This window comes from Acinetobacter sp. UBA801 (assembly GCA_002296655.1).
In the GTDB taxonomy this organism is placed as follows: Bacteria; Pseudomonadota; Gammaproteobacteria; order Pseudomonadales; family Moraxellaceae; genus Acinetobacter.
Genome location: DBIN01000029.1, coordinates 30,412 through 52,135 on the forward strand (window position 1 = coordinate 30,412; position 21,724 = coordinate 52,135).

Below are 21,724 nucleotides of genomic sequence, written 5' to 3' on the forward strand. Positions count from 1 at the left end.
TAAATTCTAATACAGGCTGAGTTTTTAAAGTGCTAAGTGTAGCTACTTCTGCGCTTTTTCTCTATGATGCGACAATAATTAATTGCGATTAAGCATTCTTGGTTGATGAGATAAATGAAGCATCAGTTTAAATTTAATCCTTTAGCGACTGCGGTCTTAACTCTGTTATGTGGTCACTCTGTTTCCAGCTATGCGCAGACCACAGATCAGACTTCATCTGTCACAAATCTCAATAACCAGCAGCTTAAGCACACCATACAAGAAGCTTATCCTGGGCAGCAGTTCTTTGAGCAATATTATGTTGATAAAGCTGCACCTGAAGCACAACAACAATTTGGTCACAGCCAAAGTTCTGCCTATTGTGAAGGTGCGTGGCTAACGCCGATCAGCTCGGGTACTGTTGCGGCAGATGCTGAAAATGCAACTTCTACAGTGACTGCAGATTATGGTCACTATGACCCAAATGGCGATTCAGTCTTAGAGGGCAATGTGGTGATTGACCAAGAGGGTCGTCAAATTCGTGCCGATAAAATTACCATTGATCAAACTCAGACCTTTGCCAAAGCCGAAGGTCGGGTACAAATGGCGCAAGCGGGCTTACTGGCGCAAAGTGATGAAATTAATTACAACCTGAAAACCCAGCAAGGTGACTTAAACAACAGTTTCTATATTGCCGAAGAACAACATGCTCACGGCATGGCAGAAAAAATTGCACGCACCTCAACCAACACGATGGTGCTAAATAATGCCACTTATAGTACCTGTCCACCTGAACAAGCGCCAACTTGGAAAATTCAAGCCAATGAAATTAAGCTGAATCAGGAAACGGGACGTGGTGAAACACGTGGCACCAAATTGTATGTGAAGAATGTTCCTGTTTTGGCTGTACCCTACTTCAATTTCCCAATTGATGACCGCCGGACTACAGGTATTTTGACACCTAGTTTTGGCTTTACCAACGATGGTGGCGTTGAGCTTTCTGTTCCTGTGTATTTAAACCTTGCACCGAATTTTGATGCTACCGTTAGCCCGCGTTATATTGCCGATCGTGGTGCAATGCTAGAGGGTGAATTCCGTTATTTAACAGAAAATTTTGGTTCAGGCCAAATCTGGGGTGGTTATTTAGCTTCAGATGCCAAATATGACGACCAAGACCGTAAAGACTTGCACTTTTTACACAGCTGGAAAATTAACAATCAGTTTTCGACCAATCTTGAATACAACTATGCTTCAGATAAAGATTACTTTGCGGATTTAAATAATAACCCTAACTCCAAAACCGATCTTAATTTACGTCGTGCTTGGGAACTTAACTATCGCAATGGTATTCCTGGCTTAAAAGCTCAGCTCAAAGTTGAAGATTTCCAAACGCTGGATCAATCTATTGCCTATGAAAACCGCCCTTATGCACGCCTACCACAATTTTTATTAAATTATAAAACAGGCAACCCTCAAGGTTTCCAAGTCGAGTTTAATAACGACACGGCTTACTTCAAAAAAGACATTGGTGCATTAGATGTAGCCGAACCAAGCGGCACCCGTATTTATAACGACTTTGCAGTGCGTTATAACTACCGCAACCCGTGGTCATTTGTAATTCCTGAAGTATCGTTACGTAACATCAACACCTTCTATAACAAAGACACTCGAAATGCGTTGAATCAATCCAACTCATCTAGTGAAAGTGAATCTGTCACTGTGCCACAATTTACATTGGACACAGGGATTACCTTTGAAAAAGATGGTCGCTACTTGCAAACCATCACCCCTCGTGCGTTCTATGCCTATGCACCGTACCGCAATCAAAACGACCACCCGAACTTTGACTCTGCAACGGCTTCGATTAATTATGACCAGTTGTTCAGTCCAAACCGTTTCTATGGTCATGACCGTTTAGAAGATAACAACTTTTTGTCTTTGGGTTTAAGCTATAGCCTGTTTGATGAAATTGGCTTAGAACGCCTTAGAGCAGGAATTGGTCAAAGCTTTTACTTTGAAGACCGTCGTGTCACACTAGAAAACACCAGCGATGATTTTGATACGCAAAGCCGTACAGGGCCAATTGTCAGCCTCACCAGCCAATTAAGCCCAAACCTCAGCATCGGTGCCAATGCAGCTTGGATGTCTAATGGTGATAATGCACAGCGCAGTGTCAATATGCTTTACACGGGTGATCAAGGCAACTTGTATAGCTTTGGTTATATTAACCGCCGTGTTATTCCAAACCGTCAAGATCATTATGATCAAGTTGTGGCATCGTTTATTCAGCCTATTCACAACAACTGGCGTATTTTAGGTCATGCGCAATATGACCTAGACAACAGCGTTGCGCGTGAATACTTACTGGGTGTGAACTATGAGTCGTGCTGCTGGGGCATCTCAGTTTATGGTCGCTCTTACTATAATGATTTAGATGAAGTTACCGATGTCGGTGTAAAACCAAAACGTGCCATTATGGCAGAATTAAATTTGAAAGGTTTAGGCGGTTTCAATAATAAACTTGCATCTTTGCTTGAAAACCGTATTTTAGGTTTTAATAAAATTAATCAATCTTGGACACAACGTTAATGAAGACAGAACAGTTAAAACGATTTTTAAAAGCATCAACCTTAGCACTTTGCATGACAGCAGCGCTGCCTGCATTTGCTGCGAATGATCAAATTGTAGCTGTAGTTGACAATAGTGTCATTTTAAAAAGTGATTTAGCGCAAAGCGTGGTTGAACTCAAACAACAACTGGAAATGCAAAAGCGCCCTGTTCCACCGCAACACATTTTAGAACAACAAGCTTTAGAGCAACTGATTGTACGCCAAGCACAATTAGAACAAGTCAAACGCTATAATATTAAAGCCGATGAAAAATCTTTAAATGAAGCAGTTTTAAAAGTTGCACAGCAAAATGGCGCAAACAGCCTAGAAGCTTTTCAGCAAAAATTAGATAAATCTGCGCCAGGCAGTTATGCTTTTTTACGTAACCGTATTGCTGAAGATTTAGCAATCAATCGCTTACGTCAACAAGTCGTAATGTCACGTATCCAAATTAGCGACCAAGATGTTGATAATTTCCTGAAAACCCCACAAGGTCAAGCAGCATTAGGCAATCAAGTACATATTTTGCATGTGCGTATTTCAGGAACAGAAAATGCCGCACAAGTTGCGCAAAAAGTAAAAGCTGAATTGGCACAAAGCAATGATATTCAAACCATTAGCAAAAAATACACAGGCAATGGTGTAACCGTACAGTCTGCAGACATGGGTTTACGCAACCTAACAGATATTCCTGCAGAACTTGCTGCACGCATTACACCGTTAAATGTGGGTCAAACCAGTGAACTGATTGAAGTCCGTGATGGCATTCATGTGGTCAAGCTCTTAGAGCGCAAAAGCACTGAACAACGTGCATTGGTACCTCAATATCAAACTCGCCACATCCTCATTCAACCGACAGAAGTGGTTAGCCCTGAAAATGCCAAACACATGATTGACAGCATTTACAACCGCTTAAAAGCAGGTGAAGATTTTGCAACCTTGGCTGCGACGTTTTCTAACGATGCAGGCTCTGCACGTGATGGCGGCAGCTTAGGTTGGGTCAACCCTGGTGTGATGGTACCTGAATTTGAAAACCAAATGAAAAATACCGCCAAAGGCGAAATTAGCGCCCCATTCCAAACTCAGTTTGGCTGGCATGTATTACAAGTCACCGATACTCGTCAGCAAGATATGACACGTGAGTACCAAGAGCGTATGGCACGTCAAATTTTAGGTGAACGTCAATTTGATACTGAACTAGACAGTTGGTTACGTGAAACACGTAACAATGCATTTGTGGAAATCAAAGACCCAAGCTTAGATCGTAAAAAGAACTCCTAAGCGCCTATAATCTTTAGATCACAATCAAAACCAGTGTCACTGCACTGGTTTTATTATTTTCAAGCGAAGTTGCTCAAACTTATCTCCTCATCCGTCCGACTTTAAGCAACACGCAGCCTTACTCAAGCTTATAAATCAAAGTCTGTAAATTGATCAGAAAAAAGAGCGAGACATAAAAAAGCCTCTCAAAATGAGAGGCTTTTTTTCAGAAAATCAATTAACGATTGTTGTCGTCTTCTTGAGATTCTTCAAATTTAGAATCGTTGTCAAAACCGCCTGTAGATTGACCACCGAAGCCACCTTGAGCACCGAAGCCACCTTGACCACCGAAGCCACCCTGAGCACCGAAGCCACCTTGAGCACCGAAGCCGCCACCTTGAGCACCGAAGCCACCTTGACCACCGAAGCCGCCACCTTGACCACCGAAGCCACCTTGACCGCCAAAGCCTGCGCCTTGACCGCCAAAGCCGCCACCTTGACCACCAAAGCCTGCGCCTTGACCGCCTGCTGGTGCACCTGCTGGACGTGGGTTACGTGCAGGAACAACTGTAGAAATTGCATGTTTGTAAACCATTTGGCTTACTGTGTTTTTCAACAAAACAACATACTGGTCAAAAGATTCAATATGACCTTGTAGTTTGATACCGTTCACAAGGAAGATGGAAACAGGAATACGTTCTTTACGGAGAGAATTTAAGAACGGATCTTGTAAAGTTTGACCTTTAGACATGTTATAACTCCAAAAATAATTAAAAATCAGCGCAAAAACTATCTTTATTTTTCAATTAAAAATTATAAAAAAGACAGTGTGTAAATTTTGCTTTATCCGTAGCAGTTTCGCAAGTCTTCTTGAGCCTGCTTTATCGTAAAATATGTGTGAAATTTATGCGATTCTTGCAACGATCTGAGCCAAGTATATTGACGTTTCGCAAGTTGTCGTGTTGCAAATAGCGCCTTATCCTCCATTTCCTGCATTTTTTCGCGACTTTCATCACCTTTTTGCAAAAATTCTAAAGCTTGACGATAACCGACAGAGCGCATAGAGGGTAAATTTGCATCTAAATCGTATTTTTCAATAAGATGGCGCACCTCATTCAAAAAACCCATTTCCCACATAATCTCTAAGCGTTTTTCAATACGCTGATGTAATTCTACCCGATCAGGCACTAAGGCGTGGTTATGAAAAGTGTAACGATATGGTACATTTTTAGGTTGTTCCGCTTGAAGTTGGGTAATCGGTGTACCTGTTAATTTGTAAACTTCCAAAGCACGAATAATACGTTGCTTATCGGACACTTTGAATTTTTGTCCTGCCAATGCATCTACCCTACATAATTCTGCATAGACGGCTTCCCAACCTTCGCGTGCAGCTTTATCTTCAATTTCAGCACGCACTTGGTAATTGGCACGGGGTAAATTTGAAGATAAACCTTCAAGCAATGCCTTAAAGTACAGCATGGTTCCGCCCACTAGAATTGGGGTTTTGCCTCGCGCATGCATATCGTCAATCAAGGTGCAGGCATCTTCAACAAATTGTGCAGCAGAATACACTTCAAGAGGGGTGATAATATCAATCAAGTGGTGCGGATAGCGCGCCTGTTCTGCTTTGGTCGGTTTGGCTGTACCAATATCCATATCTCGATAAACTAGCGCAGAATCGACTGAAATCAGCTCAAAATGCCCCAGTTCATACAACTCACATGCCAAAGCAGTTTTACCGCTTGCAGTTGGTCCCATTAAATTGATGACCGGCAATTGATTTGACATGTAACGCTACTCTCCTCGAGCAAAAAGTTTATCTAATTGAGCCAATGGAAAGGCACGCCAAGTCGGGCGACCATGATTACATTGGCTAGCAAATTCGGTTTGTTCCATCTGCCGCAATAAGGCATTCATTTCAGAAAGACTAAGCATCCGATGTGCACGTACAGCGCTATGGCATGCCATTCCCGCCAAAATATGATCGCGCTTTTGTACCAAGGCTTGCGCTTCATCATTCGGGTCTAAATCATCAAGTAGTTCAGGAATTAATTCAGCAAAATCTGCCTTATGCAAAATTGCAGGTACACCGCGCACAATGACCTGTTCATCCCCATATTGGTCTATTTCCAAGCCCAATCGCGCCAATTGTTCTTTTAAATCGCCCACTCGCATGGCCTGCATACGGCTAATACTAATGACTTTGGGAATAAGCAATTGCTGCGAAGTCCAAAACTCAGGTTTATCCCAAGCGGCTTTCATCTGTTGCAACACAATTCGTTCATGTGCGGCATGCATATCTACAATAATCAAGCCTTCACTGTTTTGCGCCAAAATGTAAATTCCATGCAGTTGCGCAATTGCAATGCCCAGTGGATGCTCATCCACTGCAGGTGTTGTGGTTGTTTGCCCAAGATTAGCTGAGTCTTGATCTAGATCACGTAAAGGCGCGAGATAGCTTTTTATAGCATTGTTGAGCGGTTGTGAACCTTGATAATTACTCTGCACAGGTCGGTTATATTGAACTATCTGAGGCTGACTCTGATTAAAATCGGTAAGTAACTCACTTCCCGCTTGTGAATCGGGCTGCATAGTGTATGCATCTGCTGCATCATTTGCGGAATTGTGAGGATTCGCCTCGGCATGTTTGTGCAGTAAAAATTGTTCCTGATAACGCGGTTGCACCACATAAGGCGCAGCTTGTTCTACAGGATCAGCTTTCATGGCTGTGGCTAAATCTGCAGTTGCAGTTTGAAATTGAGCTAAGGTTTCTTTGGCATAATGTCGTACAAACTCATGCACTTCCCGCTGATTTAAAAAGCGAATTTCATGCTTGGTTGGATGCACATTGACATCAATATTTTCAGGCTCAACTTCTAAAAACAGCAAATACGCAGCATGTTGATGTCCATGCAAAATACCTTCGTATGCCATACGCAAAGCATGCGAGATGGTTTTGTCTTTTACAATACGTCCATTTACATACACATACTGCAAGTCGGCTTGTGAACGTGCATCGGAAGGGTGCCCCAACCAACCCGATAAGCGCATACTGACACTATCGGCATCAATCCAATAGGCATTTTCAACAAAGCTCCGACCTAAAAGTTGCTGCACGCGCTGAAATCGCAATTCACCACTGTCTGCTATGGGTAGATTCAGTTTAATGTTGTCGTTGTGCTCTAGCACAAAACGAATATCAAAATGTGTCAATGCCAAACGACGGACAATTTCTTCAATATGCCCGAATTCTGTACCTGGTTTTTTCAGGAACTTACGACGTGCAGGCACATTAAAAAATAAATCCTGTACCCGAATATGCGTGCCTTTTGGTGCGGCGACAGCTTGAATATCTTGGTGATCGAAAGCAGTACCATTGACTTCAACCTGATAGCCTACACCATCTTCAGTTTGGCTACTGACCAAAGTCAAACGCGATACCGCTGCAATGGAAGCCAACGCCTCACCACGGAAGCCTAAACTAACAATGGCGTGCAAATCATCGGCCGTTTGAATTTTACTGGTCGCGTGACGAGTCACCGCCAGAGGTAAATCTTCAGCATGAATTCCACGACCATTATCAATAATTTCAATGAGTGTACTACCGCCTTGTGCCACACGAATAATCAGCTCGGTTGCACCTGCGTCAATGGAGTTTTCGAGTAACTCTTTGACCACAGAGGCAGGACGCTCAATCACCTCACCTGCAGCAATTTGGTTGGCTAAGGCAGGTTCAAGCGTGTGGATCCGACGTAGATTTAACACATCATTAGGCATGATTAAATTGTTGCTCCAAAGCTTGTTGTAATTCAGCTGAAGATGAATTTAGGGTTGCGGAACGGCTTAATTCATCTTCCGATTTTTTAATTGCAATGATCAGATCTGCAGGTGGAATTTCATCACCACCTTTTGATGGCCATTCAAATAAAAACAAGGCATTTGGGGTTTCTAAATAATCACGGATACCCATGAGCTCTAATTCATAAGGATCATTTAAGCGATATAAGTCAAAATGAAAAATATCTTGCCCCTGAATTTGATAAGGTTCTACCAAAGTGTAAGTCGGGCTTTTAACCGCGCCTTGATGCCCCAAATGCTGTAGAAAATAACGCGATAAAGTGGTTTTTCCTGCACCTAAATCACCAATTAAATAAATCACACCCGAACGAAAATGCGTTGCCAAAACCTGCGCCAAATTTTGGGTATCTTGCTCATTATTTAAAGCCAAATTAAATGAATACTGCATAACGCTCACGACATGATTCAAAAGACCAATTATGATAGCATCGCACTGCTTTAAAGCCTATGTACTGATGGATAAAACTGTGTAAATATGGACAATTTATGACACGTTGAGACATGGCTATGGCTTAATATTATTGAGCTTAACACCCGAACTGCTTAGGCTATTTACAATATGATGAAAAAGAAACTCCCCCACCTGAATATGAGCAATTTTTAGATGACATCGACACATTCCAACACCTTTGTTCCCCCCATGCTAGATGGTGTGAGTGCCAGCAAATTGCATTTACCCCAATTAAGCACACAACCTGACTCAATTTTTCATTATTTATGTACCCAGTTTGCCCATATTTCTGCACAGGAATGGCAACAACGCTTTAAGGATGGTTTAGTTTATGATGCAGAAGGTAAGCGTTTAAATTTAAACACACCTTATAGCGCGCATCAGGATATTTATTATTATCGTTTTTTAGCGCATGAAGTTGCTGTGCCTTTTCTGCATCAAATTTTATTTGAAAATGAACACTTATTGGTTGTAGATAAACCGCATTTTTTGACCATGAGCCCTACGGGTCAATATGTGCAAGAAACTCTGTTAGTACGCCTAAAAAAACAAACAAAGAATGAGCAGCTCACGCCTATTCATCGTTTAGACCGTGAAACTGCAGGTGTGGTGCTCTTTTCCAAGCAACCTGAAACTCGGGCAGTGTATCAGCAATTATTCGCAGAACGTCAAGTGCAAAAAACCTACCATGCAATTGCACCTTATCAAGCTGATTTGCCACTGCCCTGTACCGTGCAATTACGCATGGAAAAAGGCGAACCTTTTTATTTGATGCAAGTTGTGGCAGGAACACCAAACAGCAAAACAGAAATTCGTTTGCTTGAACATAATCAGAATTGGGCAAAATATGAATTAATGCCGACAACAGGCAAGCAACACCAACTACGTGTGCATTTAAACAGCTTAGGCATTGCAATTAAAAACGACCCATTTTATCCCATCTTACAGCACAAACAAGCAGATGATTTTTCTGCACCGCTACAATTGCTAGCCAAGCATTTAAGTTTTTTTGACCCGATTAGCCTGCAACAATTCCACTTTAGCGCACAGCAAGAACTGACATTGTAATATATTTGTCATTACAAAATAATGGATTTTCGTTGTAGTCATATTGAAATTACAAATGAATTGTTTACAATGTTGCTAAAATTTAAATCTATTTCCTTCTATTAAAAATTATGAGAAAAACTGAAGTCTACCAAGTTCGCTTGGACTCTCAAGAGAAAAAACAGGCCTTTGCTGTGTTTAAACAGTTAGGGATTACGCCTGCGCAAGCGGTGCGCTTGTTCTTTAAGCAAGTCGTGCTTACTAAATCAATCCCCTTTTCAATAGAAAATCAGAATATTAATCTGGAACAATTGATTAAGTTACGTAAATTAAAACAAGAGCAAAAAGCAACGTTAGTGGATGTAAGTCCAAATACTGAAGCAGTTGTAATTGGCAATAATAGTGTGCAAGATTTTGAACTCGATGATGAACATTTAGACTTGTTTGATGAACTCAATGCAATTTTGGGTGAAACTGACAAAAATTAACAGTGTTGCATTTTTAAACAATTCTTTAAAAATTTACTTTAAAAACTTAGCTATGCTTCATGCAAGGACAATAAAAAAGCATGGAGTATCCTAATGATTGTAAAACGCGCCACTTTAGAAGACTTAGACCAACTTGCTGTATTGTTCGATGAGTATCGTCAGTTTTATGGTGCATCCTCGAATTTAAGCCTTTCTGCAGCATTCTTAAAACAGCGTTTTGAAAATCAAGAAAGTGTGATTTTCATTCATATTAAAGATCAAAAAATCACTGGATTTGTATTACTTTATTTAGGCTTTTCTTCAGTTGCCTGTTCGACCTACTATATTTTAGATGATGTTTATGTTACCCCTATTTTTAGACGACAAGGTTCGGCTAAACAACTCATTGATACTGCGATTTTATTTGCACGCCATGAAAATGCGTTGCGCATCAGCCTTGAAACGCAAAAAAGTAATTACCAATCCCACCAATTGTATGAAAAGATGGGCTTTGTCAAAGATGATGAATTCCAGACTTATCACTGTTTTTTAAAATAGTCACCTGATCTTGCGGGTGCAGCTTTAGGCAAAAAATAAATTTTAGCTAGCGTAAGCGATTGGTAAAACTCAGTAGAAATTCACTTATTCCATACGGCTTTTTGCCAATTCGACTTGTTCAGGGCTTAAATACATCCATTCACCCACATCTAAAGCCAAATCAGTCAAGTTTAATGCACCAACTTGCTGACGATGTAATTGTTCTACTTTATTGCCCACCGCTGCCAGCATACGTTTAACTTGATGATAAATGCCTTGATGAATGGTGATCTGTAACGCATGTTCTGCCAATTGCTGCACCTCTGTTGCCGCAAATAACCCTAATTCATTGCGCAATGCGACACCCTGCTCAAGTTGCTGGATTTGTATCGCATTAATCGGGGCTGCGGTGTGCATAGCATATACTTTTGCCACGTGTTTTTTTGGATGAGTCAAGGCTTGCAAAAACTGCCCATCATCTGTCAGCAATAACAGTCCTGTGGTGTCCTGATCTAAACGTCCAACACATTGCAAACCACGATTTAGCAAAACATCATCAAACAAGTCGAACACACTAAAATGATGGGTCGCCTGATGCGAACACTCATAGTCTTGTGGTTTATGTAAGGCAATATAGACCTTTTCACGATATTGATAATTTTGTCCATACACCGAAAATTGCAAAACCGTTTCAGGCGCAATTTTTAATATAAATTTAGGATTGGTCTGGGTTTGGCCCATAATGGTGACTGCGCCATTTTTAATGAGTTGCTGGCAATGTTTACGTGATCCAAAGCCTTGTGATTGCAACATTTTTTCCAACAACATGATGAGCGACCTAATAATAAAAAGTATAAGTACATTTACTGTAACTATTCTAAACCAAATACACTGTAAATTCTGGCCACAGTACGTAGATTGCCCGTTTGCAATTGAAAACCGCTACAATAGCTATACTTTTCCAGTTTCCCCTTTTATGGATCACCATGCTCTCTCAATTAGACCTTAACCTGGTGGTGCTGATCGTCCTACTCGCGTGTGGTATTTTCAGCCAAAATACAGCTGTGACCATTGCCGCAGCAGTACTCATCGTTTTTAGAATTACGCCGCTCAGTGAATTTTTTCCACTCTTGCAGCAGCATGGCTTAAATCTGGGCATTATCATTCTCACCATTGGTGTTCTAACACCGATTGCCAGCGGCAAACTTCCGGGTGAAGCAATTCTAAAATCATTTCTAAGTTGGAAGTCTTTACTTGCAATTGCAATTGGTATTTTTGTGGCATGGTTGGGTGGCCGTGGAGTAAAACTCATGACCAATCAACCTGATGTGGTGGCAGGCTTATTGATTGGTACAGTCGCTGGTGTTGCTGTGCTACGTGGCGTGCCTGTCGGCCCACTAATTGCTGCGGGGATTCTGACCTTGTTTATTGGCTATTCTTAATATTGATTTGGGTCGTTTAGTTTAGATGATTATATTTAGATTAATCATCTTATATCACCCAATTTCAAAAAATGCAGGGCCACTGAGTGTAGTCAGGAAAAACCAAAACCTTCAATAACACGCAGACTAAACAACGCTGAAAATCTATCCACAAAACAACCAATAAAACTTGCACCTACCAATAATAACAAGCCCAATAGTACACAGCGTTTTAAGCCAATTTTTGCGGTATAACGACCTAGCAACAAGCCAAAGTCATGCCCGAAGCTTTTACCAAACACAGTAAAAAACCCGCTTGAACCAGACTAATTCCAAGCTCAGCACGTAGGATGGGCAAAATCGGTGGCAATTTGCCAATATGCATGGCTGCCATAAAACCAGAAGCAACAATCCAAAAATTCTTTGTCAGCCAACATACCGAACTCTGCGCTCTCCCATAATTGTCCCAAGGCAAGTTTAGCAAGAACATCTCACTGTTTTTATTCTAGATTTAGATGAGCTGAGATTTTAGCATTTATTGGCAGCCACTATACAATGCGGATCGTATGACTTCTAACTCGAATAATACTGCGTGCGTTTTTGGGAAAATTTCTCTAATTGCTTCAAAAAGCCTTCAAAATAACTCTTTTCTTTTTCCTCGCTACGATAACCCGCATACAAAGTACGGCGTAATCCTCCCGCAGAAACGCAGTCTAAACGACGTGAAGTCACCCAGCCTTTTTGCTCATATTCATTCACCACCCAATCTGGCAATGCGCCAATACCCCGTCCACTCGCCACCAATTGAATCAACATTTGGGTTAAATCTGTAGTACGAATGGCTTTAGGCTGAATATTGGCTGGAATGAATAGCTTAGACATAATATCTAAACGATGTTTATCGACAGGATAAGTAATCAGGGTTTCTTCTGCCAACTCCTGTACGGTAATGCGCTCAGCTCGTACGAGCGGATGGGTATTTGACAATACCAAACGCGATTCATATTCAAAAATTGGAAAATATTCGATACCTTTTAAAGCAATCGGGTCTGCAGTAATCAACAAATCAAATTCTGCAGTTTGCAATAATTCATGCGGATTGGCTTCAAAACCTGAAGCAAAATCTAAATCTACATCTGGGTATTGCTGTCGATATTGATTCAGTAGCGGCATCAACCAGTCAAAACAACTATGACATTCTGAAGAAAAAATAATCCGCCCCGTTTGCCCATGCACAATGCGGGTAATATCGGTTTGGGTAATTTGAATTTGTGGCAGGACATCATCCGCCAGTTTCAGTAAACGCTGCCCGACATTGGAAAATGTCACAGGACGGCTACGGCGGTTCACCACTTCAACACCATACCAATGATCTAACTCTTTGAGCTGATGAGAAATGGCGGATGGTGTCAGACATAAATCATTGGCAGCAGCAACCAAAGAGCCATGTTCACGCAGGGCTGACAGCATTTTTAAGTGGCGAATTTCAAGCATTGCTTGTTCCTAATTTTCAACTTATTGACTGTATGTTTAGACCTAGGTCGCATTTTTATTTTGCCAAATAAAAAACAAAGCTAAACATGATTCAATTTAATAATGAATTAATTTAATCTTATCATGTGAATAATGAGTTTCCTTCATCTTTATTTTTTTCGATGATATTTACTACGAAATCAATACAATTCCTTAAAAATAGTATGGCTTTAAGCACACATATTTTAGGCTGCCTATGTGTAGAGCCAAACTAGAATTTAAAATTTTTAACCCAAGCCTAGCTTACTCCGACAACTTCTCTCCGCAATGCGGGCAGTATTTATAAGGTTCTTGTTCTAAACGCAACTCTTGTTCACGACGTTCACGAATTAACTGCAATAAAATATCTTGGGTTTGCTCAGTGGTTAAACCGACTTGTTTGCGTAAATCTTCAATTTTTTCCTGATCATTTAACAAATCAATCTCACTATTTTGCAATAGCTCTCTAAATTTCAGCCCTAAATGCTGCTTGCGTTGTTCAAGTTCGTTGGCTAAACCTGTGGCTAAAATACCTGCGGGCAATGCTGCCAAGCCGACACCCAATACCGTAATTAATGCACCTAAAATTCTACCCCAAGGTGTAATGGGTGTGACATCGCCATAACCAACTGTAGTTAAGGTTACTACTGCCCACCACATCGAAGCAGGAATCGAGCTAAAGGCTTCAGGCTGTGCCTTACTTTCCACCACATAGACACCTGCAGCAGACATCACAATCATAATAAAGAGAATAAAAATAACTGCCTGAAATGACCCTTTTTCTCGCTCGATCACTCTTAATAAAATTTGCAATGATACAAAGTAACGTGTCAGCTTTAACAAACGAAGTAAACGTAAAATTCTTAGGAAACGTAAATCTAGATGTACAAAGAAGTTAATATAAGCAGGTAAAATTGCCAATAAATCTATAATTGCTCCACCACTAGTCAGCCATTTTACCCGCTGTTTCCATGGCGAAATAAATGGGTCTTTTTCAGCAATACTCCAAATCCGCAGCAAATATTCAAGCGTAAACACTGCAATGGAAAAGTTTTCAAAATGGTTAAAAAATACCTGATAGGCAAGATAGACGTCATTCACTGACTCTAAAATAACCGCACTGGCATTGCCTAAAATCAGTAAAATTAAAAAATAGTTAATGCAACGACTAAACCATGTTTCATAATCATCGTCGTGTAAGTTGTTATAGACAAATTTTCGTAAGGTGTACCACGGTGTAAATGCCATACCGAATATTATATTTAAGGCTTACAGTGATGGCAGTTTAACCGAAGTTTTTCTTAAAACGATAGTATTTTATGTGACGTTTAGCGGGCATTTTTAATGCAAAATTGCAGTATACGTCATCATCTGAATAGATAAATTACTGAATAAACAGCAATGCTAAACGCACTTGATCATAGCCCATGCGTGGACTAGTCGCTTCAACAATCGGACGCAGTTTAATTGCACCATCCTCGCTAAAGTGCTCGGCATTTTGACGCTTCATTAAACGCTTATAAATTTTACGGACTTCTTCCACCACTTCATCACCTGGATGTGCCACTGAAATATCCAGATTTTGTTCTTTTTGCAAACGTGCCAAGTGGTTGATAATGGTTGCAGGCGTTAAACCACGTTCAACTGCAATATCTTGAATATCATAACCTTCTTCAAATAAAACGCGGGTTTCATCCAATGTAGCAGTCGCATAATTGGTTTTTCCACCTTTGGCAATTTTCTTTTCATTGCGCAAAATTTCGGTTTCGTTCAACGTGCCACCACAGTGACGAATAAATGCATTATGTTGTGGAGTTAAATCTATCAGCGCATAGTGCGTTTCAGCTTCTTCAGACAATTCCTGAAAACGGCGGTCTGCCTTAATCGCCAAACTGTCGAGTTCCAAAGCTTGGCTATTAAATCCCAATAAACGCAAACCGCTTAACGATTTTAAACGTGACAGGGCCACATAACCCTGCCCTTTTTCAAAAGTATGGCTAAGATTGATTTCTGCCGCTTCTAAAGTCATGCCTTGTGATTTGTGGATAGTGATTGCCCATGCCAAACGCAGCGGAATTTGCTGAAAACTGGCAATGGTTTTGCCTGCATCATTATCTACCGACCAAGTTTCAGGCTCGACCAGTAATACCGTGCCATCGGTTAATTTTACTTTAGGCAAAATGCCGTGATCATCATCTTCTTCAAAGCCAATCACTTCACCCAAACTGCCGTTGATATAGCCCATATCGAAGTTGTTTTTAACAAACATCACTTTGGCATGTTTTTTTAGATTTAAAATTTCAGGCGCACGTACCGATGATTTCAGCGTTTCAATCAACTTTTCATTGCCATCACACACGGCATCAAACTGCTTGCTCTCAGTTTCAATTTCATTCAGATGCTTAAAGTTGATATTGTCCACATCCATATTGTGCGTATATAAACGCGTGAAAGTGTCGCCAATATCTTGATGACGGGTGTGTTCCAAAGCCTGAAGATGTTGATGATCAATTCTTTGTGCACGAATTGCATTGAGAATGTCATTTAAATAATCGTCGCCCTGACGATGCTGCTCGGTTAAATAACAAACCCGAAATTTCGCTTCGACCCAAGCCTCTGACATAAAACAGAACTTGTCACGATTGCGCTCATCGTTTTTCCCCACAGGCGGTAACTGGAAAAAATCTCCCGCAACAATCACCTGAATCCCACCAAAGGCTTCATCACTTTCCTTAAAATATTTCAGTACCTGATTGACCAGATTCAGCTGCTTGGCATGCAGCATCGAAATTTCATCAATAATAAGCACTTGCGCATTTTCTAAATGTTCTTTGAGATATTTGCGCTCTTTCATATTTTTCAGGTCGGCATCGGACAAAAAGTCTTTAATGCCAATGCCTGCCCACGTGTGAATGGTCATGCCATTCATGTGCGTTGCAGCAATACCTGTAGATGCTGTAATCGCTACAGGTACTTTACGCGCTTTTAAATAATTGATGTATTGATTCAGGGTATAGGTTTTACCCGCACCAGCAGAGCCTGTTAAAAAGACATTTTCACCTGCTTTTAAAAGTTTAAGTGCAGTTTCCTGTTTCATAAGACCTATACCATTGCTGAACGGCTATAGCCTAACGAGTTTTTGCCCAAAAGTTAAGGCTCAAGTCTGCGAATACGACAACTGTTGTCTTATGCTTTAGCTGGCAATTGTGGATTCAGCCATGCAATAAACTGCTCTGCAATGGTCACCAGTAACTGTTCCGCTTTTTGATTATTCGGATATTCCAACTGATCAAATTCAAGCTGTCCTTGCCGAAAATGACAACCCAAGGTCAATTGCTGCGCATAATGTGGCGATGCCATGTGAAACGCCACATATTGCCCTTCACTCATTAGCTTGGCATAGCTAAGTGCCAAACAGTGTTTAAAGTTTTGTGATTCTTCAATAATACGGTCTAGATGAGTCATTTCTTCAAAGCACCAGCCTGAAAATTTTAGCGTCGTCATAGGGCTTTTGGCCTGCCATGCACTGCACAGAATTTCCTTTTTTAATTTGGCCATCAGCTCTGCTTTGTAGACCTGTTGATGCCAACGCACCGCCTGATGAAACAACCCCAACCAACTCAAACTTTTAGGAATATGCGTATGTGCTGCAAAATATTCCAGTAAATAGTCACGCACATAACTGTCAAACACTGAAACTCGCGTATGTTGCGCCCGTAAATAAAAACGCTGCCTAAAATTATCGGGTTGAAGCTGATAACGCTGCAATACCGTATAAAAGTCACGCTGCTGCTGACTCTCGGGCTGAATATAATCCAACAAAGCGGGTGGTAAATCCTGTGTGATTTGCTGCAAATAAGTCATATAACTTTGCATGACACGACTTAAACGCCTAAATACATGCTTCACCAAATGCTCATCTTGCTGCGCCACGGTTTTAAGCAAACTCATCCATTCATCCAAATACAAAATAGAAGGACTAATCGCAACTCGTGGATCATCTACAGATTGTTTTTCACCATGTGGCATTAGACTGACATTATGTGCATGCGCAAACCACGCCTGCTGTGTCGCATACACATTACAGCTTTGAATAAACATACGCGCCGCAGAATATTGAAAATATTGCAATGTCGCTAAAATAATACGTGGATGTACCTGACTACAATCGACAAAACTGAGCGCAGTCACTGCGACCCGCACACTGGTATGCTGCATATTTAAACTGAGCCAATCCAACACTGGTGCAGACTGTTTAAACAGCCAGTTCACCGCTCGTGGGTAATCAAATAACGGCAGTTTGGCAACCTTCTTTTGCCAAATTAAAGGACAGGATTTTAAGAAATGCGGTTTTGCCAATGCATCGGAACGCTGCCACACTTCTCGGTGCATTAAACGGGCAAAACCCAGTAAATGACCATGTTCTTCGGCATGCCGATACAACAACTGAATATCATCCTGATGGTCAATTAAATCTTGTAAATTAAAACGCTCAGGAAAGGACACCGCCAAAATACGATACATGGCTTTAGGCAAAAACTGTGCTGCACTAAAACAAAAATCATCATAACTGTGCATTAAGGCTTGCACAGGCAAAAAGGTATCACCCTCAATAAATTCTAAAGCACACAATGCAGATAAAGCAGTCAAAGTTTCCTCTGGAATGACCGCACCATGCTGTACAGCACCTGTAAAAACAGCGTGTTGGGCATAATCAGACTGAATCAAGGCTTGATCTAAAATCTGAGCCTGTACACCATCTAAATGCAGCAGCAACTGTTGAACACGTGCAGCACCATCCACCCACATATAGGCTTGTTGCATAATTAGATGTCTTAATTGCTGCGCCTGATTGCGTAAAAATAAGGAGTGTTGTGGCTTTAAATCGCCCGTATGAAACTGTAAATCATGCAGAAAAAAATCTTCAAACGCTTCTTGATACTGCCCCGCAAACTCAAACTGCGTCTGAATTAAACTAGAGTTAGATTTAGGCGGATAAATTTCAAGGCTAAATAGACCGTTTAGCAATTCAACCCGATGCTGCAAAGGATCAATACGGAACATATTTTGTGCAGTGAGATGCCCAACTAGCTGCATTTGATCTTGATATATTTCTGCGGCCACACTGGAAATACGTACCAATTGCTGTGCAACGGCATGCAATTGGCTATGCTGGCGACTTGGCTGCATACACACTCCTCATGCTTAAGTACGGTCTATCTAAGTTGCATCTTATTTTTATTTAATTGCAGCGACTAGATCCATCTGGTGATACATTCCTATTTTTTTATTTTCCATCATAAACAGTTGATGTTTTTTAATCTAGATTAAACCACTTATTAAATAAATTACATCTGAAGCATTTGTGAGCTGTATCCACACCTTAAAATGAGAGATACAAAAACACTATAAACAAGATTTGTGCTCTTGCCTATAGACTGCACACAACTCCAGATAAAAAACAAATTAAAACTCCATAATTTTCAATTAATTATTTTTCACTCTTTCATCAGCAAATAGGGTTGGTATTTGGTAGGTAGGATTTCACAACAAAGCATTGAATACTCAAATCACGGTTCAACACCGCGATAACAACACATTATTCCAATATCCAATGCAAGAAGGAATCTGAGCATGGCTTTTAAAAATATTGCAGACCAAACTAACGGTTTTTATATTCCTTGTGTGTCACTCTTTGGCCCTGGTTGTGCCAAAGAAATTGGCGTAAGAGCACAAAATTTAGGCGCTAAAAAAGCCCTAATTGTGACAGATGAAGGACTGTTTAAATTTGGCGTTGCCGATACCATCGCAGGCTACCTCACCGAAGCAGGCGTTGCCAGCCATATCTTTGCAGGTGCAGAGCCAAATCCAACCGACATTAACGTGCATAAAGGTGTCGATGCCTACAATGCCAATCATTGCGACTTTATTGTGTCTTTAGGTGGTGGTTCTTCACACGACTGTGCCAAAGGCATTGGCTTAGTGACCGCAGGTGGTGGGCATATTCGTGATTATGAAGGCATTGATAAAAGTACCGTGCCAATGACCCCGCTAATTGCTATTAACACCACTGCAGGTACAGCATCGGAAATGACCCGTTTCTGTATTATTACCAACACCGACACGCACGTTAAAATGGCAATTGTCGATTGGCGCTGCACACCACTCATCGCGATTGATGATCCAAAACTCATGATTGCCAAACCTGCAGGTTTAACCGCAGCAACAGGCATGGATGCCTTAACCCATGCTGTAGAAGCCTACGTTTCAACTGCAGCCAATCCTATTACCGATGCCTGTGCGGAAAAAGCTATTCGTATGATTAGCCAGTGGCTCAGCCCTGCCGTGGCAAATGGTGAAAACATTGAAGCGCGTGATGCCATGAGCTATGCACAATATTTAGCAGGTATGGCATTCAACAACGCCTCATTGGGTTATGTGCATGCCATGGCGCATCAACTCGGCGGTTTCTACAACTTGCCGCACGGTGTCTGTAATGCGATTTTATTACCGCATGTTTGCGAATTTAACCTGATTGCTTGCCCAGAGCGTTATGCAGACATTGCAAAATTGATGGGAGTCAATACTGACGGATTAACTACCACCGAAGCTGCCTATGCTGCGATTGATGCGATTCGTGAATTATCTAGCTCAATTGGCATTCCAACAGGTTTAGCAGAGTTAGGCGTTAAAGAAGATGACTTGGCGATTATGGCTGAAAATGCACAAAAAGATGCCTGCATGCTCACCAACCCACGTAAAGCCAATCATGCACAAGTGGTCGAAATTTTTAAAGCCGCGATGTAATTTGAATCTCCTGCTGAGTGAATCACGATTTGCTCAGCATCTCCCATCCTTATTTCAACTTTCCGCTGTTGCTATTTTTTTATCCTTCCCTTTGGCAGAACCATCTCAGATGCGTTCTGCTTTTTTTGTTGTTCAGAATAAAAATGAACTCACAGCATAAAACTAAACCGATTTAGATGCAGAGGGTTTGCATAATTCAATTTGACAAATGCGCACAGCTCATCAAGGATATAGACAAAATAAAATGGATGACGAGCACCTTATGCTGTTAAGCAAAAAACAAAAAACAACACCAAGCTATCAACCCGATATTTTGGGTGCAGATTACCAACAAATGACGCTAGATTTTCCATCCGATTATGAAGGCAAAGTCATTGCGACGTTGGTACGCAAAAAGGCTGAACAGGAAACCCGTAAAGCCGTACTTTATATTCATGGTTTTATTGACTATTTTTTTCAAACTGAAATGGCACACCAGTTTAATCAGCACGGTTATGACTTTTATGCCTTAGATTTGCGTAAATATGGGCGTTCGCATTTGTCACATCAACATTGGTACAATGTGCGCAGCTTGTCTGAATATGATGCAGAAATTTCCGCTGCACTTGAGCAAATTGCCACAGAAGAACATGATTCTGTAATTTTGGCGGGACATTCAACAGGTGGATTAATCACCACGTTATATGTGGCACATCACCCCAATCATCCACTGATTCGTGGTTTATGGTGCAACAGCCCTTTTTATGATTTCAATATGAGCGAGATTGAGAAAAAATTCGGCATTCCTCGTTTAAGCCAATTGGGCAAATTGCTGCCAGAAATGAAATTTCCAAGCCGCCTTAATCCATTTTATGTACCAAGTCTACACAAACAATATTATGGTGAATGGTTATTTAATTTGGAATGGAAGAAACCGCGTTATCCAAAAGTACGATTAAGTTTTGTACGTGCAATTCATGAAGCGCAAAAAGAAATTCATGCCAGTGTGCATTTGGGTGTACCCACCTTAATTATGCATGCGAGTCAAAGTAGTTATCCACGCAAATGGAATGAGATTGCGCAACGCACTGACGTAATTTTAGATGTTGCAGATATGCAAAAATATGGGCATCACATGCATGGTGATATTCAGCTTTGCCAAATTGAAAATGGCGTGCATGATTTGGTACTTTCTGCGCCCGAAGTCCGTGCAGAAGTGTATCAGTCCTTGTTTGACTGGTTAAACCGCAAAGGGCTATAAAAACTAAAGGACAGTGAAATGAAAGCCTAAATGACTTGAGTCGTCCTTTAGGCTTTGTATTTTAATAAAATTTGATGTGCAGGATGATGCTTTGGCATCAATTCAATTAAACGTTCCACCGCGTCAATCGCTTCAGGGCTGCGTGCCAAATGTTTTAGCAATGCATCGGTATCTTGTGCATTAAAAATGGCTTCACTCAGGCGAGATTCTAAGCAATCTCGCCATGCACATAAAAATGGACTTTCAGTTTTCGCCAAAAATACCCCTGCACACGTTTGCAAGGCTGACTGCACATAACCTGCATCTAAAGCCTGCTCGGCTTGTAAAAAATCGGCTTCTATATGCGCCAAAACTCGGTAAGGACGCGAACCAAGCATCCCGCCTAGAATATCACGTAATTGTGACATTTCAGCTTTTAGCGTCCCCATACTAACTTTACGCTCACCATATAGGGCTTGGTGTAAAGTATCTAAACTCATGCCTTGTGGGCAAAGTGCCAAAATCACCAATATTTCAATTTGACGCGGTGTCATCAC

At 41.1% G+C, this 21,724-nt stretch carries 18 protein-coding genes and 1 pseudogene; 8 read left to right on the plus strand and 11 right to left on the minus strand.

Annotation, left to right across the window (positions count from 1 at the left end; genetic code table 11):
- Positions 1-114 precede the first annotated feature (114 nt).
- The gene (locus B2W49_RS06310; RefSeq protein ID WP_291335609.1) at positions 115-2,568 is read left to right on the plus strand and encodes an LPS-assembly protein LptD; all 2,454 of its coding nucleotides are present in this window, start codon (positions 115-117) and stop codon (positions 2,566-2,568) included.
- Complete coding sequence (locus B2W49_RS06315; protein ID WP_291335611.1) at positions 2,568-3,869, plus strand: peptidylprolyl isomerase; 1,302 nt, start codon at positions 2,568-2,570, stop codon at positions 3,867-3,869. The genes B2W49_RS06310 and B2W49_RS06315 overlap by 1 nt, the downstream gene beginning before the upstream one ends.
- Positions 3,870-4,086: 217 nt before the next feature.
- Here the strand turns inward: B2W49_RS06315 and hfq are convergent, their stop codons facing one another.
- The 4 genes from hfq to tsaE all read right to left on the minus strand — a co-directional run bounded on the left by hfq (position 4,087) and on the right by tsaE (position 8,094).
- Positions 4,087-4,599 carry an RNA chaperone Hfq gene (gene hfq, locus B2W49_RS06320; protein WP_291335613.1) on the minus strand — a complete coding sequence of 171 codons (513 nt, stop codon included), beginning with the start codon at positions 4,597-4,599 and terminating at the stop codon, positions 4,087-4,089.
- Between the two features lie 92 nt (positions 4,600-4,691).
- The gene (gene miaA / locus B2W49_RS06325; RefSeq protein WP_291335615.1) at positions 4,692-5,636 is read right to left on the minus strand and encodes a tRNA (adenosine(37)-N6)-dimethylallyltransferase MiaA; all 945 of its coding nucleotides are present in this window, start codon (positions 5,634-5,636) and stop codon (positions 4,692-4,694) included.
- 6 nt (positions 5,637-5,642) lie between these two features.
- Complete coding sequence (gene mutL / locus B2W49_RS06330; RefSeq protein WP_291335617.1) at positions 5,643-7,625, minus strand: DNA mismatch repair endonuclease MutL; 1,983 nt, start codon at positions 7,623-7,625, stop codon at positions 5,643-5,645.
- Positions 7,618-8,094 (minus strand): tRNA (adenosine(37)-N6)-threonylcarbamoyltransferase complex ATPase subunit type 1 TsaE, encoded by a 477-nt coding sequence (gene tsaE, locus B2W49_RS06335; protein WP_291335650.1) that lies wholly within the window; start codon positions 8,092-8,094, stop codon positions 7,618-7,620. The genes mutL and tsaE overlap by 8 nt, the downstream gene beginning before the upstream one ends.
- Positions 8,095-8,310: 216 nt before the next feature.
- Here tsaE and B2W49_RS06340 point away from each other — a divergent pair, with 216 nt between their 5' ends.
- The 3 genes from B2W49_RS06340 to B2W49_RS06350 all read left to right on the plus strand — a co-directional run bounded on the left by B2W49_RS06340 (position 8,311) and on the right by B2W49_RS06350 (position 10,229).
- The gene (locus tag B2W49_RS06340; RefSeq protein WP_291335619.1) at positions 8,311-9,225 is read left to right on the plus strand and encodes a pseudouridine synthase; all 915 of its coding nucleotides are present in this window, start codon (positions 8,311-8,313) and stop codon (positions 9,223-9,225) included.
- Positions 9,226-9,335: 110 nt separating this feature from the next.
- Complete coding sequence (locus B2W49_RS06345; protein WP_291335620.1) at positions 9,336-9,692, plus strand: type II toxin-antitoxin system RelB/DinJ family antitoxin; 357 nt, start codon at positions 9,336-9,338, stop codon at positions 9,690-9,692.
- A 93-nt stretch (positions 9,693-9,785) separates the two neighbouring features.
- Complete coding sequence (locus tag B2W49_RS06350; RefSeq protein ID WP_291335622.1) at positions 9,786-10,229, plus strand: GNAT family N-acetyltransferase; 444 nt, start codon at positions 9,786-9,788, stop codon at positions 10,227-10,229.
- 84 nt (positions 10,230-10,313) lie between these two features.
- Here the strand turns inward: B2W49_RS06350 and B2W49_RS06355 are convergent, their stop codons facing one another.
- Entirely contained in the window at positions 10,314-11,036 is a 723-nt protein-coding gene (locus tag B2W49_RS06355) for a pseudouridine synthase (protein ID WP_291335624.1), read from the minus strand.
- Between the two features lie 158 nt (positions 11,037-11,194).
- Between B2W49_RS06355 and B2W49_RS06360 the strand changes: the two genes are divergently transcribed.
- Positions 11,195-11,650 (plus strand): DUF441 domain-containing protein, encoded by a 456-nt coding sequence (locus B2W49_RS06360; RefSeq protein ID WP_291335626.1) that lies wholly within the window; start codon positions 11,195-11,197, stop codon positions 11,648-11,650.
- A 92-nt stretch (positions 11,651-11,742) separates the two neighbouring features.
- Here B2W49_RS06360 and B2W49_RS06365 read toward each other — a convergent pair whose 3' ends face one another.
- The 5 genes from B2W49_RS06365 to B2W49_RS06385 all read right to left on the minus strand — a co-directional run bounded on the left by B2W49_RS06365 (position 11,743) and on the right by B2W49_RS06385 (position 18,331).
- On the minus strand, positions 11,743-11,931 hold the full coding sequence (locus B2W49_RS06365; protein ID WP_291335628.1) for a hypothetical protein: 189 nt from the start codon (positions 11,929-11,931) through the stop codon (positions 11,743-11,745).
- Between the two features lie 271 nt (positions 11,932-12,202).
- A complete protein-coding gene (locus B2W49_RS06370; protein ID WP_291335630.1) occupies positions 12,203-13,123 on the minus strand; it encodes a LysR family transcriptional regulator in 921 nt (306 codons plus the stop codon).
- 282 nt (positions 13,124-13,405) lie between these two features.
- The gene (locus B2W49_RS06375; protein ID WP_291335632.1) at positions 13,406-14,389 is read right to left on the minus strand and encodes an ion transporter; all 984 of its coding nucleotides are present in this window, start codon (positions 14,387-14,389) and stop codon (positions 13,406-13,408) included.
- A 136-nt stretch (positions 14,390-14,525) separates the two neighbouring features.
- Positions 14,526-16,238 (minus strand): AAA family ATPase, encoded by a 1,713-nt coding sequence (locus B2W49_RS06380; RefSeq protein WP_291335634.1) that lies wholly within the window; start codon positions 16,236-16,238, stop codon positions 14,526-14,528.
- Between the two features lie 89 nt (positions 16,239-16,327).
- Positions 16,328-18,331, minus strand: coding sequence for a hypothetical protein (locus tag B2W49_RS06385; RefSeq protein ID WP_291335636.1), 2,004 nt, complete (start codon positions 18,329-18,331; stop codon positions 16,328-16,330).
- 444 nt (positions 18,332-18,775) lie between these two features.
- Here B2W49_RS06385 and mdh point away from each other — a divergent pair, with 444 nt between their 5' ends.
- Entirely contained in the window at positions 18,776-19,948 is a 1,173-nt protein-coding gene (mdh, locus tag B2W49_RS06390) for an iron-dependent methanol dehydrogenase (RefSeq protein WP_291335637.1), read from the plus strand.
- A gap of 244 nt (positions 19,949-20,192) precedes the next feature.
- A complete protein-coding gene (locus tag B2W49_RS06395) occupies positions 20,193-21,188 on the plus strand; it encodes an alpha/beta hydrolase (protein ID WP_291335639.1) in 996 nt (331 codons plus the stop codon).
- Positions 21,189-21,235: 47 nt separating this feature from the next.
- Here B2W49_RS06395 and B2W49_RS06400 read toward each other — a convergent pair.
- Positions 21,236-21,724 (minus strand): annotated as a pseudogene (locus B2W49_RS06400) (transcriptional regulator); the annotation flags it as partial.

What these genes read in the sequence shown, in the direction of transcription:
- B2W49_RS06310 (WP_291335609.1), top strand. Translation starts at nt 115, where the DNA reads ATGAAGCATCAGTTTAAATTTAATCCTTTAGCGACTGCGGTCTTAACT.
- B2W49_RS06315 (WP_291335611.1), top strand. Translation starts at nt 2,568, where the DNA reads ATGAAGACAGAACAGTTAAAACGATTTTTAAAAGCATCAACCTTAGCA.
- hfq (WP_291335613.1), bottom strand. Translation starts at nt 4,599, where the DNA reads ATGTCTAAAGGTCAAACTTTACAAGATCCGTTCTTAAATTCTCTCCGT.
- miaA (WP_291335615.1), bottom strand. Translation starts at nt 5,636, where the DNA reads ATGTCAAATCAATTGCCGGTCATCAATTTAATGGGACCAACTGCAAGC.
- mutL (WP_291335617.1), bottom strand. Translation starts at nt 7,625, where the DNA reads ATGCCTAATGATGTGTTAAATCTACGTCGGATCCACACGCTTGAACCT.
- tsaE (WP_291335650.1), bottom strand. Translation starts at nt 8,094, where the DNA reads ATGCAGTATTCATTTAATTTGGCTTTAAATAATGAGCAAGATACCCAA.
- B2W49_RS06340 (WP_291335619.1), top strand. Translation starts at nt 8,311, where the DNA reads ATGACATCGACACATTCCAACACCTTTGTTCCCCCCATGCTAGATGGT.
- B2W49_RS06345 (WP_291335620.1), top strand. Translation starts at nt 9,336, where the DNA reads ATGAGAAAAACTGAAGTCTACCAAGTTCGCTTGGACTCTCAAGAGAAA.
- B2W49_RS06350 (WP_291335622.1), top strand. Translation starts at nt 9,786, where the DNA reads ATGATTGTAAAACGCGCCACTTTAGAAGACTTAGACCAACTTGCTGTA.
- B2W49_RS06355 (WP_291335624.1), bottom strand. Translation starts at nt 11,036, where the DNA reads ATGTTGTTGGAAAAAATGTTGCAATCACAAGGCTTTGGATCACGTAAA.
- B2W49_RS06360 (WP_291335626.1), top strand. Translation starts at nt 11,195, where the DNA reads ATGCTCTCTCAATTAGACCTTAACCTGGTGGTGCTGATCGTCCTACTC.
- B2W49_RS06370 (WP_291335630.1), bottom strand. Translation starts at nt 13,123, where the DNA reads ATGCTTGAAATTCGCCACTTAAAAATGCTGTCAGCCCTGCGTGAACAT.
- B2W49_RS06375 (WP_291335632.1), bottom strand. Translation starts at nt 14,389, where the DNA reads ATGGCATTTACACCGTGGTACACCTTACGAAAATTTGTCTATAACAAC.
- B2W49_RS06380 (WP_291335634.1), bottom strand. Translation starts at nt 16,238, where the DNA reads ATGAAACAGGAAACTGCACTTAAACTTTTAAAAGCAGGTGAAAATGTC.
- B2W49_RS06385 (WP_291335636.1), bottom strand. Translation starts at nt 18,331, where the DNA reads ATGCAGCCAAGTCGCCAGCATAGCCAATTGCATGCCGTTGCACAGCAA.
- mdh (WP_291335637.1), top strand. Translation starts at nt 18,776, where the DNA reads ATGGCTTTTAAAAATATTGCAGACCAAACTAACGGTTTTTATATTCCT.
- B2W49_RS06395 (WP_291335639.1), top strand. Translation starts at nt 20,193, where the DNA reads ATGGATGACGAGCACCTTATGCTGTTAAGCAAAAAACAAAAAACAACA.